The following is a 16,697-nucleotide window of genomic DNA, read 5'->3' on the forward strand; positions in this document are numbered from 1 at the left end:
CTCCATGGAAAAGCGCATCCGCCGCCTGGAAACGTTCACCGCCCGCGGCAGCGACGGCAACACGTACTCGGTGCACGGCTACGAACACCAGCGCCGGGTCGACGCGTTCGGCACGTCGCCGGACCAGTGGGAACCCACCGGGGTCGCCGAATACAAGCTGCCGGACGGCCGGCATGTGGACCTCGATGCCGACGGCACGCTCGTCGTGGCCGGATCGGACCTGCGCCTGAAGCGCGACAGCACGGTCCATTGACCGCGCCGGCGGCCATTCAGGCCGCCTGCTCGTCCTGCCACACGGCCCGGTTGCGGCCCGAGGCCTTCGCGCGGTAGAGGCCCTCGTCGGCCCGCCGCAGCGCGTCGGTGCCGTCGTCGGCGCCCACCTCGACCGCACTCACGCCGCAGCTGATCGTGATGCGGCCCACGGTGGGCACCGTCATCGCGGCGACGGCCTCGACGAGGTCCTCGGCCACGCCCCGCGCGCGGTCACCCGCCGTGTCGGGCAGCAGCGCGACGAACTCCTCCCCGCCCAGGCGTGCCACCACGTCCGACTCGCGCAGGCGCTGCTTCAGCGCGTTCGCGATCATCGTCAGCGTGAGGTCGCCGGCCTCGTGGCCGTGGGTGTCGTTGACCCGCTTGAAGTGGTCGGCATCCACCACGATCAGGCTGACCGGGGCGTTGCGGCGCAACGCGGAGGACAGCGTGGCCTTCAGGCGTTCATTGAAGCCGCGGCGGTTGAGCAGGCCGGTCAGCGGGTCGTGGCGCGCGAGCCGGTTGAGTTCGAGGTTCGCATGTTCGAGTTCCGAGGTGCGTTCGGCCACCCGCTGCTCGAGTTCGCTGTTGGCTTCGAGCAGCCGGCGGGTCATCGCGGAGAGCGCACCCGCGAGGTCGCGCACCTCCGAGCTGCCTTCCACCTGCGGGATCTCGGCGCCCGGCGTGCCCTGCCCCACGTCGCGCGCGGCACGGGCGATGTCGCGCAGCGGGCGCGCGACGCGGCCGGAGAGCCGCCAGGCCACCGCGGCGGCCAGCAGCGCGAACACGACCCCGATCATCAGGGCCTGGGCCGCGGCACGGTGGGCCTCGGCGAACGCGAGCTCGGTGGGCTCGCGGGTCACCACCGTCCAGCCGAGGTCGCTGATGCGGCTGCGAGGCTGGACCTTCGCGACGGCCGTGAGGTAGTCGGCGCCGTCCTGCCAGGGCAGCACCACCGCGTGCACACCCTTCGGCAGGGTCGCGGGCACGGCGGGCAGGCCCTGGCCGGCGGCCAGGTGGGTGTCGAGGGTGCGGCCGGGGGCGTAGATCATCTTGCCGTCGCGGTCGAAGATGAAGGATTCGAGGTGGCGCTCGGCGGCGTTGGCCGGCGCGAGCTTCTCGATCACCGAATGGGCCCAGCGCCAGGTGCCGTGGGCGACGAGTACGCCGACGGTCTGCCCGCCGACGCGCACGGGCGCGGAGAAATCGACGAAGCGCAGCGGCTCGCCGTTGTCGGTGGGCGGCAGCATGCTCGCGAGCATCTTGGCCGAGTGCACGTCGCCGACATGGAGCCCCTTCAGGCCCGGCGCGAACCAGGGCCGTTCCTTCGCGTTGCGCCCCACCATCAAGCCGCCGGTGGCCGACTGGATGACCCCGTCGGTGTCCGTCACGCCGATCCACGTGTTGTCGGGCTGGATGCCCTTGGCTCGCTCCAGCAGGCGGCCCGCCGGGCCGGAGCCCAGGCCCTGGGCCCAGATGTCCTCGGCGCCGGACAGCACCTCGATCTCCCGGGCACGGTGGAACAGGTTGTCGGCCAGCACCTGGGCGACGTTGCCGGCCAGCGTGCGCAGCTGGTGCCCTTCCTCGCGTTCGATGCGCTGCTTCAGCAACGCCGCGAGGGACAGCGCGAGTGTCACCGCCACCGCGACGACCAGGACACCGAACACCAGGGCGAGTTGGGACCGGAGGCTGCGCGAACGGAAGCTCAAGGGCATGGGCACGGAAGGCGAGTGACGTCCGCCCGGATATCGGCAGGATTCACGGAAAGTTGAGGCGGCCGCGACGGGGCCGGGTAAGCCCGCATCCGGTCGGCCGGACGCCCGTCCGAAACCGGGGGATCACTCCTCATCGGATTTGTCATGCGCCTTCAATACCTGGGCATCCGCTCCAAACTGCTGGCCGGCTTCGGGATCGTGCTGGTGATCGCCGCGCTGCAGAGCCTGCTGTCGCTGCAGCGCCTCTCGGCGGTGGACGCCGAATCGACCACCGTCGTGAACAAGTGGGTGGCCGGCATGAAGGTGCTCGGCGACCTGGAGCAGGACCTCGGCCGATCGCGCGCGGCCCGCCTGCGCCTGCTGCTCACCGACAGCGACGACCAGGTGGTGGCCCTCGAGAAGGAGCTCGCCACCATCGCCCAGCGCGTGGACACGAACCGCGCGGCCTACGCGGCGCTGATCGCGAGCCCCGAGGAGAAGGCGCTCTTCGAGCCGTACGAGAAAGGCTGGGGCGAGTTCCAGGCCGTGCTGCCGGGTGTCATGAAGATGGTCAAGGACGTCGACATGTCGGGCGCGAAGGCCGTGCTCGCCGGCCCCGGCACCCAGACCTTCAACGCGGCCGAGGAGGCCCTCGGCCGCCTGATCGACTACAACACCGCCGGCACGGCCGCCGCCGGTGACCGCGTGAAGTCGCTCTACAGGCAGTCGCTGGGCATGCTGCTCGCCACACTCGGGCTGATGGTGGCCCTCGGCGTCGGCATCGCGCTCTTCAGCGCGCGGCGCCTCGCCGCGGGTGTGCTCGACGCGGTGCGCGACGCCGACCGCATCGCCGACGGCGACCTGAGCGTCCCCATCGTGGCCCGCAGCCGCGACGAGATGGGCCGGCTGAGCGAATCGCTCGCCCGCATGCAGGACCGCCTGCGCACCATCGTCGGCGGCGTGCGCGGCAACGCCGAAGGCGTGGCCACCGCCAGCGCCCAGATCGCCTCGGGCAACAACGACCTGAGCAACCGCACCGAACAGCAGGCCAGCGCGCTCGAAGAGACCGCCGCCTCGATGGAAGAACTGTCGAGCACCGTCAAGCAGAACGCCGACAACGCCCGCCAGGCCAACCAGCTCGCGATGGGCGCGTCCACCGTGGCCGTGCAGGGTGGCGAGGTCGTGAGCCGCGTGGTCGAGACCATGAAGGGCATCAACGACAGCTCGAAGAAGATCGTCGACATCATCAGCGTCATCGACGGCATCGCCTTCCAGACCAACATCCTCGCGCTGAACGCCGCGGTGGAAGCCGCCCGTGCCGGCGAACAGGGCCGCGGTTTCGCGGTGGTGGCCGGCGAAGTGCGTTCGCTCGCGCAGCGCAGCGCCGAAGCGGCGAAGGAGATCAAGACCCTCATCAGCGACAGCGTCGAACGCGTCGAGCAAGGCACCACGCTCGTGGACCAGGCCGGCACCACGATGCAGGAAGTGGTGGGCGCCATCCGCCGCGTGACCGACATCATGGGCGAGATCAGCGCGGCCAGCACCGAGCAGAGCAGCGGTGTCGCGCAGGTCGGCGAAGCCGTCACGCAGATGGACCAGGCGACTCAGCAGAACGCCGCGCTCGTCGAGGAATCGGCGGCCGCCGCCGAAAGCCTCAAGGTGCAGGCGGCGGCGCTGCTGACCGCGGTGTCCGTCTTCAAGCTGGGTCAAGGCGAGGTGCGCCCGGCCGCGCCGGTGCTGGCCACCCCTGCGCCGGTTGCAGCCCCCGTCGCCGCACCGAAGGTCGAGCGCCGGGGCCCGAACCGCGCGACGAACGTCGTGCGCCCGGCCTTCGCGAAGACCGAACCGAAGCCCCTGCCCGCCCCGGCGCCCATCGCACCGAAGCCCGCCGCCGCATCCAGCACCGGCACGGACGACTGGGAATCCTTCTGACGACCGGTCAGGCGTGTGGCGCGTAGGTCAGCGCCAGCACCTGGCCCACGGCCGCGACGGTCAGCACGCCGCACCACAGCACCCATCCCTGGGTGGGGCCCTGGGCGGCCAGCGAGGCGGCGAGGGACACCCCCAAGGCGCCCGTGCCCGTGAGGCGCAGCGCCCAGCGCCGCCGCCGCGGCAGGTCCGCGCCGCGGCCGAAGACCTGCTCGTGATGGCGGTCCATCGCGAGACTCAGCGCCACGAAACCGCCGAACGCGGCGACGAGCGAGACCACGGCCCACACGACCGCGCTCACCGCACGCCCTCCGCCATCTCGCCCACCACGGCCGGCGCCGGGCGCGGCGCGGCCGCCTTCCTGGTGGCACGGCGGCCCACGAACCAGGCGGCCCACAGCAGCGACAGCCCGAGCGCGCACACGACGAGATCGAAGCCCGCGATGGCCCATTGGCCGGCCGGCAACGTCACGCCGAGGTGCGTGGCCGTGGTCGCGGCGTTCAGCAGCGGGATGGTGGCCAGCAGCGTGCCGCCGACCACCAGGAGCAGTTGCCAGAGGCGACGCGTGGGCCACGCGAGGCCCAGGACCGCGGCCACGGCCCAGGCGATGAAGAAGCAGCGGATCTCCACGTCGGCGCGCGCCTCCAGGCCCACCGGCAGCAGCCGGTTCGCCCAGAAGTACGCGGCGAAGGCGATCGGCAGGCCACCGATGGCCGCCACGTTGAGGCCGTCGACGAGGCGCACCCCGAAGCCCACGCGCCCGCCCTTCGCGACCGCCTTCGCGTACTTCTGCCGTTCCTTCACGGCCCACAGCAGCACGCCCGTCGCCACCATCAGGCAGCCGGCGATGCCGGACAGGAAGAACAGGCCGCGCAGGAACGGAGACGAGAAGCGGGCGATGTGCAGCCCGTACAGCACGCCGCGGGTTTCCGATGCCGCACTGGGTTCGTCGCCGATGGTCTTCACCTGGCGGCCGCTCGCGCCGTCGAAGAACACCGTGGGCGTGTTGTAGGACATCGAGGGCGTGGCCTGCCCGATCTGCCGCGTGATGGCGATGTTGGCACGAGCGTCGTTCGGGTGGTTCACCGTGATGCGCCCCACGGGTGCGCCCTCCCAGTGCGCGCGGGTCGCCGTCACCAGGGGTTCGATGGCCGCGAGCGGCGCGGCCACGCCCGACGGCTTGGCGTTGCGCTCACCGCCCGACGGGAACGCCTCGGCGAAGAACGTGTCCTGGTCGCCCTTGTAGACGGCCTGCACGCCGGCCGGGAAGTACATGAACATCAGCGTCACGAGGCCCGTGTACGTGATCATCAGGTGGAACGGCAGCGCGAGCACCGCGGTGGCGTTGTGCGCGTCGAGCCACGAGCGCTGGCCCTTCTTCGGGCGGAAGGTGAAGAAGTCCTTGAAGATGCGGCGGTGGGTGACGATGCCGGAGAGGATCGCGATGAGCATGAACATCGCGCACACGCCCACGATCCAGCGCGCCCAGAACGCCGGCATGTAGTGCAGGTCGAAATGAAGCCGGTAGAAGAATTCGCCACCGCGCGTGGCGCGGGCCTCGCTGATCTCCTCGCCCGTGGCCGGGTCCACCATGGCCGACGAGAAGCGCCCGCGCCCGCCCGGCGACTTGGATGCGCCCGGCGGGTTGGCCCACGACACGCGCACGCCGGGTTCACGCTCGGTGGGCAGGGTGATGAACCAGCGGGGGCTGTCGGCTGCGCGTTTCTGCAGCAGGGCCACGGCGTGCGCGGCGGCCACGTCCTGCGGCACCTCCTGGTGTTGCGCCTGGTGCAGCTCCGGCTTCATCCAGAGCGTGATCTCGTCGCGGAAGTAGCTGGCGGTGCCGGCCACGAACACGAGGAACAGCACCCATCCGACCAGCAGGCCCGACCAGGTGTGCAGCCAGGCCATCGATTGGCGGAAGCCTTCCTTCATGCCGCGAACCACTGGAACGCGAACACCGCGCCGAGCACGAAGATGGGCACGGCCAGCCCGGCCCAGGCCCGCGCGGCCGAACGCGCCGCGAACGACCACATCACCGCGCACGGGAACACCAGGAGCGCGACCATCGTGCCGGTCATCACGGCGTCCACCCGTTCCATCGGCAGCATCGTTCCGAGCAGCGCGGCGGCCAGCGACGCGAGCACGTAGCCGCCGATCACGGCCGCGAGGGTGCGCATCGCCACGCCGACCCGCATGCGCGACGGTTCGTTGCGGGGCCGGAAACGGCCCGTGGGAAGGAAAACGGCTCGGCTCATGGGGGACGGTTCGCCGGTGCAACCGGGCGGTGGATTTTGCAAATGAGAATGTTTCGCATTGTAGACGAGGCCCTGTCCACCCGGCGGGAACATCCCTTGCCACCTCCAGGGCGTGGGCACACCCGCCCCGAAGGAGCCGACATGCAAGACGTCCACGCCCGCAAGAAGGAATCCCGCCGCCTCGAAGGCAAGGGGGAACACCCCGCCGAAAAGGTGCCCACCTACCAGGAGCTGCTCGACGAATCGCTCGACGAGACCTTCCCGGCCAGCGACCCCATCTCGCCCAGCGCGGCGATGCACGCCGACCGCGAGATCTCCACCGGCAAGGACCGCAAGGACTGGACGCTGAAGCCGGGCCAGTGCGGCCCGGCGAAGTCGCGGTCGGCGACCGACCGCCAGCCGAGCGGCATCGACATGGAAAGCGAATCGGCGGCCGGCGAGGAAGACCCGGGCGCCGCAATCGAGGACATGCCGCGCCGCCGGTGAGGCACGGCCGGGGCCCTATCATCGCGATCACGCCCCGCGACCCGGACCCCTCTTGAGCGACACCGCCCCGACCAGCCCGCCCGCCGTCAAGCCCGCCGGCCGCTACCACCATGGCAGCCTGCGCGACTCGCTCGTCGAATGGGGCACGCACCTGCTCGACACCGAGGGCATCGACGCGATGAGCCTGCGCGCGGCCGCCAAGGCGGCCGGCGTGTCTCCCGCCGCGCCCTCGCGCCACTTCGGCGACAAGAACGGGCTGCTCGCGGCCATCGCCGCCCAGGGCTTCCGCGACCTCGTCGCGCTCCGCCAGCAGCGGCTCGACGCCGTGCCGCCGCACGACACCCAGGCCCGCCTGCGCGCGGTGATGAGCGGCTACCTCGACTTCGCGGTGGCCCACCCCGCGCGCTTCCAGCTGATGTTCGGCCCGCAGGTCCCCCGCCAGGACCATCCCGAACTGCAGCAGGCCGCCGAAGTGTCGTTCGACCTGCTGCGCCAGTGCGTTCGTCCCCTCGTCGGCGACGCCCGCGCCGATGGCCTGAGCGCCGACGACCTCGCCTTCCTCGTCTGGGCCAGCACCCACGGCCTCGCGATGCTCCGCGTGAACCGCCAGCGCCTGCCCGTGCCCACCCGTGACAAGGACGGCGACAGGCTCACCGAGCTGATGGTCACGTTCGTCACCACCGCGCTGCAGGCTTCTTCTCGGTAGTAACCCTGGTTGCGGCGCCCGCCGAAGCCTTCAGAATCGCATCGAAGTTAACGCTGTTCACATGAACGGAGGAACACCGGTGTATCCGAACCTTCACTTCCAGGGCCGCCTGTACCCGGCCGACCACGTCGCCGCCGAAACCGCCCGCGTGTGCGCGGGCCTCGCCGCACTCGGCGTGACCGACGGCATGAGCGTCGCGGTCATGCTGCGCAACTCGCCGGCCTGCGTCACGGCCGTGCTGGCCTGCCGCCAGTCGGGGCTCTACGTCGTGCCGCTCAACTGGCACTTCAAGGCCGCCGAGGCGGGCCACGTGCTCGCCGACAGCGGCGCCCACGTGCTGTTCGTGCACCACGACCTGCTGCCGCAGATCGCGGCGGGCATCCCGGCCAACGTGAAGGTCATCCCCGTGGACGAGTCGGGCGACACCTCGCCCTGGTCCAGCTTCGGCGTGGGCGCCCCGCCCGCCCCTGCCTACACGGGCCCGCCGCGCGGCATGGTGCCGTACACATCGGGCACCACCGGCAAGCCCAAGGGCGTGCGCCGCCTGCCCGCCAAGCCCGAGCAGCGCCCGCTGGCCGAGGCGCTGATGGCCACCGTGTTCGGCGTCACGCCCGCGTCGCGCGTGCTGCTGAGCGCCCCGGTCTACCACAGCGCCCCGATGTCGTACCTGATGAACGCGTGCGCCCACGGTGCCGAACTGGTGCTCGAGTCGTCGTTCGATGCGAAGCGCACGCTGCAGCTGATCGAGCAGCACCGCATCACGCACGCCTACCTCGTGCCCACGATGTACCAGCGCCTGCTGCGCCACCGTGCCGAGGGCGGCGAGCTGTTCGACACCTCGTCCATCGTGCAGGTGGGCTCCACCGGCTCGCCCTGCGCACCCGACATCAAGCGCGCGATGATCGAATGGTGGGGGCCGGTGATCACCGAGGCCTACGCGTCCAGCGAGACCGGCTACATCACCTTCGTCGACTCGAAGACCTGGCTCGAACGCCCCGGCACCGCGGGCCGCCCCGTCAACGGCGCGGGCCTGCGCATCCTCGACGACGACGGCCGCGAACTGCCCACGGGCCAGACCGGCCTCATCTACGGCCGCCAGCCCGCGTACCCCGACTTCACGTACATCAACAACGACGGCGCGCGGAAGTCGCTCGAGCGCGACGGCCTCTTCACGCTCGGCGACATGGGCTACGTGGACGCCGAGGGCTACCTGTTCATCAACGACCGCAAGTCCGACATGGTGATCTCCGGCGGCGTGAACATCTACCCTGCGGAGATCGAGTCGGTGCTGCAGACCATGCCCGGCGTGACCGACTGCGCCGTGTTCGGCATCCCCGACGCCGAGTTCGGCGAGGCCCTCGGCGCGGCCGTGCAGCCGGCACCGGGCGTGTCGCTCGACGCCGACGCGGTCAAGGCCTTCCTGCGCGAGCGCATCGCCAACTACAAGGTGCCGCGTTCGATCGAGTTCCACGCCGCCCTGCCCCGCGAGGACACCGGCAAGATCTTCAAGCGCCTGCTGCGCGAACCGCATTGGCGCGACCAGCGCCGTTCGATCTGACGATTCCCTCGGAGACAAGAAAATGACCCTGCCCCGCATCCTGCAAGACCGCCTGCGCCTGCCCGTCGTCGCCTCGCCGCTGTTCATCATCTCGGGCCCCGACCTCGTGATCGCGCAGTGCAAGGCCGGCATCGTCGGTTCGTTCCCGGCGCTCAACGCACGGCCGGCCGCCGAACTGGAGGTCTGGCTCGAACGCATCACCCGCGAACTCGCCGAACACGACCGCCTCCATCCGGACCGTCCCTCCGCCCCGTTCGCGGTGAACCAGATCGTGCACCGCTCGAACGACCGCCTGCAGCACGACCTCGACCTGTGCGTGAAGTACAAGGTGCCCATCGTGATCACCTCGCTGGGCGCACGACCCGAGGTCAACGAGGCGGTGCACAGCTACGGCGGCATCGTGCTGCACGACGTGATCGACAACGCGTTCGCGAAGAAAGCCATCGAAAAAGGCGCCGACGGCCTGATCGCCGTCGCGGCCGGTGCGGGCGGCCACGCGGGCAAGCAGTCGCCGTTCGCCCTCATCCAGGAGATCCGCGAGTGGTTCGACGGCCCGCTGCTGCTGTCGGGGTCCATCGCCTCGGGCCGATCGATCCTGGGCGCGCTCGCGATGGGCGCCGACCTCGCCTACATCGGCTCGGCCTTCATCGCCACGCAGGAAGCGAACGCGGTGCCCGGCTACAAGGAGATGATCACGCAGTCCGCCGCGAAGGACATCGTGCACACCAACCTCTTCACCGGCGTGCACGGCAACTACCTGAAGCCCTCGATCGTCGCGGCCGGCATGGACCCCGACAACCTGCCCGAGGGCGACGTGTCCACGATGAACTTCGGCTCCGACCGCCAGAAGCCCAAGGCGTGGAAGGAGATCTGGGGCTGCGGCCAGGGCATCGGCGTGTTGAAGGACGTGCCGCCGGCCGGCGAACTCGTGGCCCGCCTCGCGTCCGAGTACGAGACGGCGCGCCGCGCCCTCGTCGACCGCGTGGCCGCCTGACATGGGCGCCTGGTTCGACGGCTTCGACGCCGGCTTCCACCCGGCCAACGGCCAGCACCTGTTCGTGCGCACCGGTGGCCGCCGCGACGGCCCGCCGCTGCTGCTGTTGCACGGCTTCCCGCAGACCCACGCGATCTGGCACCGGGTGGCGGTGCAGCTGGCCGACCGCTTCTTCCTCGTGATGCCCGACCTGCGCGGCTACGGCGCCTCGTCGAAGCCCGCGGGCGGCGGCGACCATGCGGACTACTCGAAGCGGGCGATGGCCCGCGACGTCGTCGAACTCATGCGCCAGCTCGGCCACACCACCTTCGCGGTGTGCGGCCACGACCGCGGCGGCCGCGTGGCGCACCGCCTCGCGATCGACCACCCCGGCGCCGTCACGCAGCTGTGCCTGCTGGACATCGCCCCCACGCTCGACATGTACGCCGCCACCGACATGGCCTTCGCGAAGGCGTACTACCACTGGTTCCACCTGATCCAGCCCGAGCCGCTGCCCGAACGCATGATCGGCGGCGACCCGCTCGGCTACCTGCGCGCCAAGCTCGGCGGCTGGGGCTCCGCGGGCGCGGCATTCATGGAACCCGAAGCCGTGGCCGCGTACGAGGCCGCCTTCGTGCCCGCCACCATCCATGCGATGTGCGAGGACTACCGCGCCGCCGCCGGCATCGACCTGGACCACGACCGTGCATCCCGCAGTGCCGGTGAAAAGATCCGCTGCGACCTGCACCTGCTGTGGGGCGAACGCGGCGTGGTGCACAAGCTGTTCGACCCGATGGCGCTGTGGCAGGCGCAGTGCGCCGGCACGGTCAGCGGCCGGGCCGTGCCGTCCGGGCACTACATCCCGGAAGAGCGACCCGACGACGTGGCCGCGGTGCTGCGGGCCTTCGGCTGATCAGAAGATCTGCCGCAGCGTCAGCTCGAAGCCGCTGCCGGTGCGGTCCGACTTCGTCGACCCGTCCGCGTTGAACGTCTCGTACTGCTCGCGCACGAGCGACAGGTTGAGCGACGTGAGCTTGCTCAGCAGGTACTGGTAGCCGAGGCCCACACGGTCCGACGACACGTCGGCCGTCCGGTCCACACCGTTGAGGCGGTCGTCACGCAGGCGGCGCAGCGACACGCGGATCTCGCCCGGCCCCGCCGGAACGCGCGCCCCCACGGTCAGCACACGCTCGCGCCCCTCATCGCTGGCCCCGGTGTCGTCGCTCTGGCCGTACGTGAACATCGGCTTGACCACGCCGAAGTCGTAGTACCCCGCGAGCGTGCCCGTGCGAACCGCGTTGCCCACGGGGGCGCCGGCCAGCGGATCCTGTTCGACGGCGTAGGTCATCGCCAGCAGCAGCGGGCCGCGGGCGTACTCGAGCATCCCGCCCTCGGCGCGGCGGCGCAGACCTTCGCCCGCGGCGGCAGCGAGGTGGACGGTGAATCCCCCCCGCTTCGGCGAGATGTAGAACAGGCTGTTGTCCCACTTCGCCGCGGCCTTCGCGCCCCGCGTCACGCTGGCCGCGTAGGTGTCGCCGTCGAAGGCCTCGAAGCGGCCGCTGACGCCCAGGTAGTCCTGCGGAGACATCATCCGGCCCACGAACAGCGTGCCGTACGCCTTGCTCGTCAGGCCCACGGTGGCCACCTGCTTCCAGAACGGCGAGCCGTCGACCTGGCCCGTGTCCGCCTTGAAGCGGTGCTCGAAGCGGAAGTTGGCGGAGAGGTCGGCACTCAGCGGCTCCTCGCCGCGGAAGCCGATGCGGGCGGTGGACCCGCTGGAGACGGTGCGGTCGCGCTCGTCGGACACGGCGAGGTTCTCGGGAGCGTAGCGGACGCCCAGGTCCATGCGGCCGTACACGACCGACCGGGACTGGGCGCACGCGCCTGCGGACAGTGTCAGCAGGGACAGCGCGAACGGGAGACAGAAGGTTTTCATCGGGCGACGAAGGAAGTGGCAAGGGATGTGGAAGACATCCGACGCCCTCTGCAGCGAGTCATCATATGTCGTCAGACATCATATGATTCACTGTGCGCCACCGATGTACAGTGGAAACCCTCTAACCCTTCCCGCCGAAACCGCTGTGGCTCAGCGAACGGCCGGCGACCCGACCAGGCGCCGCAGCCGCTCCCGGCTGTTGTTCAGGTGCATGAACATGGCCGCACGGGCGGCGGCGGCATCGCCCCGCCGGATGGCCTCGACGATGGCCAGGTGCTCCTGGTGCGCGAGCTCCTTGCGCTGCCCGGCGCTCGCGGGCTGGGACTCGCCCGCATCGGCCTTCGGCCGCGAGATGGTGGCCTTGCCCAGGCCCCGCAGCACGTCACCGAAGTAGCGGTTGCCCGACGCCTCGGCGATCTGCAGGTGGAACCGGTAGTCGTCCTCGACGGTGCTGGCACCCGCCTTCCAGTGCGACTCGAAGTCGTCGAGCGCCTGCTGCATGCCGGCGAGGTGCTCGTCGGTGCGGCGCGACGCGGCGAGCGCCGCCCCCTCCGACTCGACCGTGATGCGCAACTCCAGCATCTCGAGCAGCTCGGCGAAGCTGACCTCCTTGCCGCCGAGCGCGAGCAGCGTGACCGCCGCCGACGGCGCGAGCACGAACGTGCCCACGCCGTGCTGCGTTTCCACGAGCCCGGCGGCCTGCAGGCGCTGCATGGCCTCGCGGACCACGGTGCGGCTGACGCTGAACTCGCGCACCAGCTCAGGCTCGGGCGGCACGCGGTCGCCCGCGCGCAGGACACCCTGCCGGATGCGCGCCGACAGGTCGTCGACCAGGCGCTGGGTCAGGCTCTTGGCCCGGACGGGCCGCTCATCCGTGGAGGCAGGTTGCATGACGTCGATTCTACAGGTATGACGACTGATGGCCGATTCGGTTCATCATCGCAGAAATCACGAAATCCAAGGGTAAATACCAACGCAGACATCACACCTCAAGCCTAGGATGAGCCATCTCATATGATGACTGACAACGGGCTCTCATGAAAATCGAACACATTCGCGGCACCGAGTTCACGTTCCCGACCCGCCGGTCGGTCGATGCCGCCGGCCACTCCCACCCCGGCCCCGAAACCCTCGGACGCATGGCCATGATCACCGTCACGACCGACGACGGCCACCAGGGCCATGCCTTCGGCGCCCCCGAGGTGGTCCGCAAGTACGTGCTGGACGCCTACGCACGCAAGGTGCTCGTCGGCCGCGACCCGCTGCAGCGCGAACAGCTGTGGCACGACCTCGAGCACTGGCAGCGCGGCAGTGCCGGCCAGCTCACCGACCGCGCGCTCGCCGTGTTCGAGCAGGCCCTCTGGGACCTCGCCGGCCGCGCGCTGAACACCCCGGTGTACAAGCTGATCGGCGGCTACCGCGACAAGGTGCCCGCCTACGGCAGCACGATGTGCGGCGACGAACTGAAGGGAGGCCTCTCCACCCCCGACGAGTACGCCACCTTCGCCCGCAAGCTCGTGGACCGCGGCTACAAGGCCATCAAGCTGCACACCTGGATGCCGCCCGTGTCGTTCGCGCCGGACCCCGGCATGGACATCAAGGCCTGCGCCGCGGTGCGCGAGGCCGTGGGTCCGGACATCGAGCTGATGCTCGACGGCTATCACAACTACAGCCGCACCGACGCCTTGCGCATCGGCCGCGCCCTCGAGAAACTGGGCTTCTCGTGGTTCGAGGAAATGATGAACGAGCAGAGCATGGCCTCGTACACCTGGCTGTCCGGCCAGCTCGACATCCCCGTGATCGGACCGGAAAGCCTCTCGGGCAAGCACCACAGCCGCGCCGACTGGGTCCAGGCCGGCGCCTGCGACATCCTGCGCGCCGGCGTCGCCGGTTCGGGCGGCATCGGCCCCACGCTGAAGGTGGCGCACCTCGCCGAATCCTTCGGCATGAACTGCGAGGTGCACGGCAACGGCGCCGCCAACCTCGCGGTGTGCGCCGCCATCAAGAACTGCCGCTGGTACGAACGCGGCCTGCTCCACCCGTTCCTCGAGTACGACGACGTGCCGGCCTACCTCCGCAGCCTGCCGGACCCGATGGACAGCGACGGCTACGTCCACCTGTCGCAGCAGCCCGGCCTGGGCGAGGACATCGACTTCGACTACATCGCCGCCCACACGGTGTCGTCGTACTGACCGGAGGCCGCGCATGAACCCGTCCCGCACGCTGCGCGCCTGCGCGCTCGCCACCGCCCTCGCGGCCGCCCTGGTGTCCCTCGGCGCCCAGGCCCGAACGCCGAACGACCAGCTCGTCATCGGCGTCAGCATGAACAACCTGCTCTCGCTCGACCCCGCCGGCGCCACCGGCAACGACGTGGTCGAGATCGCCTGCAACGTCTACGACTACCTGGTCGAGCTGGATCCGCTCCAGACCACCACCGTGAAGCCCGGCCTCGCCGAGAGCTGGGCCATCGCGCCCGATGGCCGCCGCATCACGTTCACGCTGCGCCAGGGCGCCAAGTTCCACTCCGGCAACCCGGTGACGGCGGAGGACGCGGCCTGGTCGCTGCAGCGCGTGCTCAAGCTGAACCTCGCGCTGGCCTCGCCGTGGAAGAGCTACGGCTTCACGGCCCAGAACGTGGTCGGGCTCGTGCGGGCCACCGACGCGCGCACGCTCGTGATCGACCTGCCGGTCGCCACCGATCCGAAGATGGTGCTCTACACCCTCGGCACGTCGGTGAGCGCCGTGGTGCTCGACCGCAAGACGGTGCTGGCCAACGAGAAGAACGGCGACCTCGGCGCGGCCTGGCTCACCACCCACGCCGCGGGTTCCGGCCCGTTCAAGCTCGACGAATGGCGCGCGAAGGAAGTGCTCTTCATGAGCCGCTTCGACGGCCACTGGCGCGGCCCGGCCAAGCTGCGCCGCGTGGTGATGCGGCACATGACCGAATCGCAGTCGCTGCGCCTGATGCTCGGCCGCGGCGACATCGACATCGCGACGGGCATGTCGGTGCCCGACATCGAGGCGATGAAGGCCACGCCCGACACCGAGGTGCACTCGGTGAACCGCGGCACGCTGTACTACGTCGCCGTCAGCGCGAAGGACCCGAAATTCGCCGACAAGCGCGTGCGCGCGGCGGTGCTGCGCCACCTCGTCGACTACGACGGCATCAACAAGACCGTCATGCCGTACTACGGCGTCTACCACCAGCGCCCCGTGCCGCTGGGCCTGCCGGCCACGCTGCCCGAACCCGGCTACAAGCTCGACGTGGCCGGCGCGCGCAAGCTGCTGGCCGAGGCGGGGTATGCCGACGGTTTCAAGACCACGATCCGCGTGGTGGCCGAATCGCCGTTCACCAACATCGCCACCAACCTGCAGGCCACGCTGGCGCAGGCCGGCATCGTCGCGAGCATCCTGCCCGGCACCGGCAACCAGGTGTACGGCGCGATGCGCGAGCGCAACTTCGAGATCATCGTGGGCCGCGGCGGCGGCGGTGCCGAGCCGCACCCGCATTCGAGCCTGCGCGCCCTGGTCTACAACCCGGACAACAGCGACCAGGCCCGCCTCACCAACTTCCAGGGCTGGCGCACCTCGTTCGCCGATCCGAAGGTGAACCAGTTGATTGAGGGCGCCCTGCTCCTCACCGACCCGGCGAAGCAGACCGCCGCCTACCAGGAGGTGCAGCGCCGCTTCGACAGCGAGGTGCCGGCCATCCAGCCCATCTCGCAGATGGTCGACACCGTGGTGATGCGCAAGGATGTGCGCGACTATGTGGGCCACCCGTCGGTCACCACGCGCCTGCGCGACGTCCACAAGCAACGCTGATCAGTCGAGGAGCCTCCCGTGTCCACCGCCTCCGTCCCTGTTCCACCCGCCCCCACCGCGTCCGGCCAGACCGCGCGGCGGCTGCGCCACGCGGGGCAGCGCCTCGCCACGGTGCTGCTGACGCTGCTGGGCCTGCTGTTCCTCACCTTCGTGATCGGCCGGGTCATGCCGCTCGATCCGGTGCTGTCCATCGTCGGCCCGGACGCCGACCGGTCCACGTACGAGCAGGTGCGGCAGCAGCTGGGCCTCGACCGGCCCCTGGCCGTGCAGTTCGGCTACTACCTGCGCGACCTCTCGCACGGCGACCTGGGCAAGGCGCTGCTGACCGGCCACCCGGTGCGCGACGACCTGGCCCGCGTGCTGCCGGCCACCGTCGAACTCGCCACGCTCGCGATCCTGATCGGCACGCTGGTGGGGGTGCCGCTGGGCGTGTACGCGGCCACGCGGCGCGGCCGGCTCGGCGACCACGTGGTGCGCCTGATCAGCCTGTTCGGCCACTCCACCCCGATCTTCTGGTTCGGGATGATGGGCCTGCTCGTGTTCTACGCGTGGCTCGGCTGGGCGGGGGGCGGTGGCCGCATCGACCTCGCCTACGACGGCCTCGTCCAGTCCCGCACCGGCCTGCTGCTGGTCGACTCGGCCATGGCCGGCGAGTGGGAGGTGTTCCAGAGCGCCCTCCGCTTCATCGCGCTGCCCGCCGGCATCCTCGGGCTGCACGCGGTCGCGTACATCAGCCGCATGACCCGCAGCTTCATGCTCGCGCAGCTCTCGCAGGAGTACATCCTCACCGCCCGGGTGAAGGGCCTCTCCGAGACCGCCGTGGTGTGGCGCCACGCGTTCCGCAACATCCTCGTGCAGCTGCTGACCATCGTCGCCCTCGCCTACGGCGGCCTGCTGGAAGGCGCCGTGCTGATCGAGACCGTCTTCGGCTGGCCCGGCTTCGGCCAGTACCTCACCAGCAGCCTGCTGCTCGGCGACATGAACGCGGTGATGGGTTCGGTGCTCGTGGTGGGCATCGTGTTCGTCGCGCTGAACCTGCTCTCCGACGCGCTCTACCAAGTCTTCGACCCCCGGACCCGCTCATGA

16 protein-coding genes are annotated in these 16,697 nt (G+C 70.4%); 10 read left to right on the forward strand and 6 right to left on the reverse strand.

Going from position 1 to position 16,697, the window contains the following annotated elements:
* The first annotated feature begins 4 nt into the window (after positions 1-4).
* Positions 5-253, forward strand: a complete 249-nt coding sequence (locus tag A4W93_RS17075; protein ID WP_085751747.1) for a hypothetical protein — start codon at positions 5-7, stop codon at positions 251-253.
* Between the two features lie 16 nt (positions 254-269).
* Here A4W93_RS17075 and A4W93_RS17080 read toward each other — a convergent pair whose 3' ends face one another.
* Complete coding sequence (locus A4W93_RS17080; protein ID WP_085751748.1) at positions 270-1,964, reverse strand: sensor domain-containing diguanylate cyclase; 1,695 nt, start codon at positions 1,962-1,964, stop codon at positions 270-272.
* Positions 1,965-2,108: 144 nt separating this feature from the next.
* Here A4W93_RS17080 and A4W93_RS30705 point away from each other — a divergent pair, with 144 nt between their 5' ends.
* A complete protein-coding gene (locus A4W93_RS30705) occupies positions 2,109-3,875 on the forward strand; it encodes a methyl-accepting chemotaxis protein (protein WP_085751749.1) in 1,767 nt (588 codons plus the stop codon).
* 7 nt (positions 3,876-3,882) lie between these two features.
* On the opposite strand, the gene A4W93_RS17090 is transcribed toward A4W93_RS30705, so the two are convergent.
* Genes A4W93_RS17090 through A4W93_RS17100 form a run of 3 tightly spaced genes read right to left on the reverse strand, consistent with a single transcriptional unit; the run spans position 3,883 to position 6,130 of the window.
* Complete coding sequence (locus A4W93_RS17090) at positions 3,883-4,173, reverse strand: DUF3325 domain-containing protein (protein WP_157782182.1); 291 nt, start codon at positions 4,171-4,173, stop codon at positions 3,883-3,885.
* On the reverse strand, positions 4,170-5,807 hold the full coding sequence (locus tag A4W93_RS17095) for a PepSY-associated TM helix domain-containing protein (protein ID WP_085751751.1): 1,638 nt from the start codon (positions 5,805-5,807) through the stop codon (positions 4,170-4,172). The genes A4W93_RS17090 and A4W93_RS17095 overlap by 4 nt, the downstream gene beginning before the upstream one ends.
* Positions 5,804-6,130 carry a hypothetical protein gene (locus A4W93_RS17100; protein WP_085751752.1) on the reverse strand — a complete coding sequence of 109 codons (327 nt, stop codon included), beginning with the start codon at positions 6,128-6,130 and terminating at the stop codon, positions 5,804-5,806. Before A4W93_RS17100 ends, A4W93_RS17095 begins: the two co-directional genes overlap by 4 nt.
* A 141-nt stretch (positions 6,131-6,271) precedes the next feature.
* Between A4W93_RS17100 and A4W93_RS17105 the strand changes: the two genes are divergently transcribed.
* From A4W93_RS17105 to A4W93_RS17125, 5 genes are all read left to right on the forward strand, one after another.
* Positions 6,272-6,616, forward strand: coding sequence for a hypothetical protein (locus A4W93_RS17105; protein WP_085751753.1), 345 nt, complete (start codon positions 6,272-6,274; stop codon positions 6,614-6,616).
* 52 nt (positions 6,617-6,668) lie between these two features.
* On the forward strand, positions 6,669-7,322 hold the full coding sequence (locus A4W93_RS17110) for a TetR/AcrR family transcriptional regulator (RefSeq protein ID WP_085751754.1): 654 nt from the start codon (positions 6,669-6,671) through the stop codon (positions 7,320-7,322).
* Between the two features lie 79 nt (positions 7,323-7,401).
* The gene (locus tag A4W93_RS17115) at positions 7,402-8,880 is read left to right on the forward strand and encodes an AMP-binding protein (protein ID WP_237357561.1); all 1,479 of its coding nucleotides are present in this window, start codon (positions 7,402-7,404) and stop codon (positions 8,878-8,880) included.
* A gap of 22 nt (positions 8,881-8,902) precedes the next feature.
* Positions 8,903-9,874, forward strand: a complete 972-nt coding sequence (locus tag A4W93_RS17120; protein WP_085751756.1) for an NAD(P)H-dependent flavin oxidoreductase — start codon at positions 8,903-8,905, stop codon at positions 9,872-9,874.
* A 1-nt stretch (position 9,875) separates the two neighbouring features.
* Positions 9,876-10,766 (forward strand): alpha/beta fold hydrolase, encoded by an 891-nt coding sequence (locus A4W93_RS17125; protein WP_085751757.1) that lies wholly within the window; start codon positions 9,876-9,878, stop codon positions 10,764-10,766.
* On the opposite strand, the gene A4W93_RS17130 is transcribed toward A4W93_RS17125, so the two are convergent.
* Both A4W93_RS17130 and A4W93_RS17135 read right to left on the reverse strand, forming a co-directional pair.
* Positions 10,767-11,789, reverse strand: a complete 1,023-nt coding sequence (locus tag A4W93_RS17130; RefSeq protein ID WP_085751758.1) for a porin — start codon at positions 11,787-11,789, stop codon at positions 10,767-10,769.
* Between the two features lie 150 nt (positions 11,790-11,939).
* A complete protein-coding gene (locus A4W93_RS17135; protein WP_085751759.1) occupies positions 11,940-12,680 on the reverse strand; it encodes a FadR/GntR family transcriptional regulator in 741 nt (246 codons plus the stop codon).
* Between the two features lie 146 nt (positions 12,681-12,826).
* Here A4W93_RS17135 and A4W93_RS17140 point away from each other — a divergent pair, with 146 nt between their 5' ends.
* From A4W93_RS17140 to A4W93_RS17150, 3 genes are read left to right on the forward strand one after another with little or no spacing between them, the layout of a single operon-like run.
* A complete protein-coding gene (locus A4W93_RS17140; protein ID WP_085751760.1) occupies positions 12,827-13,981 on the forward strand; it encodes a mandelate racemase family protein in 1,155 nt (384 codons plus the stop codon).
* A gap of 13 nt (positions 13,982-13,994) precedes the next feature.
* Positions 13,995-15,611 (forward strand): ABC transporter substrate-binding protein, encoded by a 1,617-nt coding sequence (locus tag A4W93_RS17145; protein ID WP_085751761.1) that lies wholly within the window; start codon positions 13,995-13,997, stop codon positions 15,609-15,611.
* Between the two features lie 18 nt (positions 15,612-15,629).
* Positions 15,630-16,697 (forward strand): ABC transporter permease, encoded by a 1,068-nt coding sequence (locus A4W93_RS17150; protein WP_085751762.1) that lies wholly within the window; start codon positions 15,630-15,632, stop codon positions 16,695-16,697.

The organism is Piscinibacter gummiphilus (genome assembly GCF_002116905.1).
GTDB lineage: Bacteria > Pseudomonadota > Gammaproteobacteria > Burkholderiales > Burkholderiaceae_C > Rhizobacter > Rhizobacter gummiphilus.

Coding starts and splice junctions, on each gene's coding strand:
- A4W93_RS17075 (WP_085751747.1), top strand. CDS start 5: ATGGAAAAGCGCATCCGCCGCCTGGAAACGTTCACCGCCCGCGGCAGC.
- A4W93_RS17080 (WP_085751748.1), bottom strand. CDS start 1,964: ATGCCCTTGAGCTTCCGTTCGCGCAGCCTCCGGTCCCAACTCGCCCTG.
- A4W93_RS30705 (WP_085751749.1), top strand. CDS start 2,109: ATGCGCCTTCAATACCTGGGCATCCGCTCCAAACTGCTGGCCGGCTTC.
- A4W93_RS17095 (WP_085751751.1), bottom strand. CDS start 5,807: ATGAAGGAAGGCTTCCGCCAATCGATGGCCTGGCTGCACACCTGGTCG.
- A4W93_RS17100 (WP_085751752.1), bottom strand. CDS start 6,130: ATGAGCCGAGCCGTTTTCCTTCCCACGGGCCGTTTCCGGCCCCGCAAC.
- A4W93_RS17105 (WP_085751753.1), top strand. CDS start 6,272: ATGCAAGACGTCCACGCCCGCAAGAAGGAATCCCGCCGCCTCGAAGGC.
- A4W93_RS17120 (WP_085751756.1), top strand. CDS start 8,903: ATGACCCTGCCCCGCATCCTGCAAGACCGCCTGCGCCTGCCCGTCGTC.
- A4W93_RS17125 (WP_085751757.1), top strand. CDS start 9,876: ATGGGCGCCTGGTTCGACGGCTTCGACGCCGGCTTCCACCCGGCCAAC.
- A4W93_RS17130 (WP_085751758.1), bottom strand. CDS start 11,789: ATGAAAACCTTCTGTCTCCCGTTCGCGCTGTCCCTGCTGACACTGTCC.
- A4W93_RS17135 (WP_085751759.1), bottom strand. CDS start 12,680: ATGCAACCTGCCTCCACGGATGAGCGGCCCGTCCGGGCCAAGAGCCTG.
- A4W93_RS17140 (WP_085751760.1), top strand. CDS start 12,827: ATGAAAATCGAACACATTCGCGGCACCGAGTTCACGTTCCCGACCCGC.
- A4W93_RS17145 (WP_085751761.1), top strand. CDS start 13,995: ATGAACCCGTCCCGCACGCTGCGCGCCTGCGCGCTCGCCACCGCCCTC.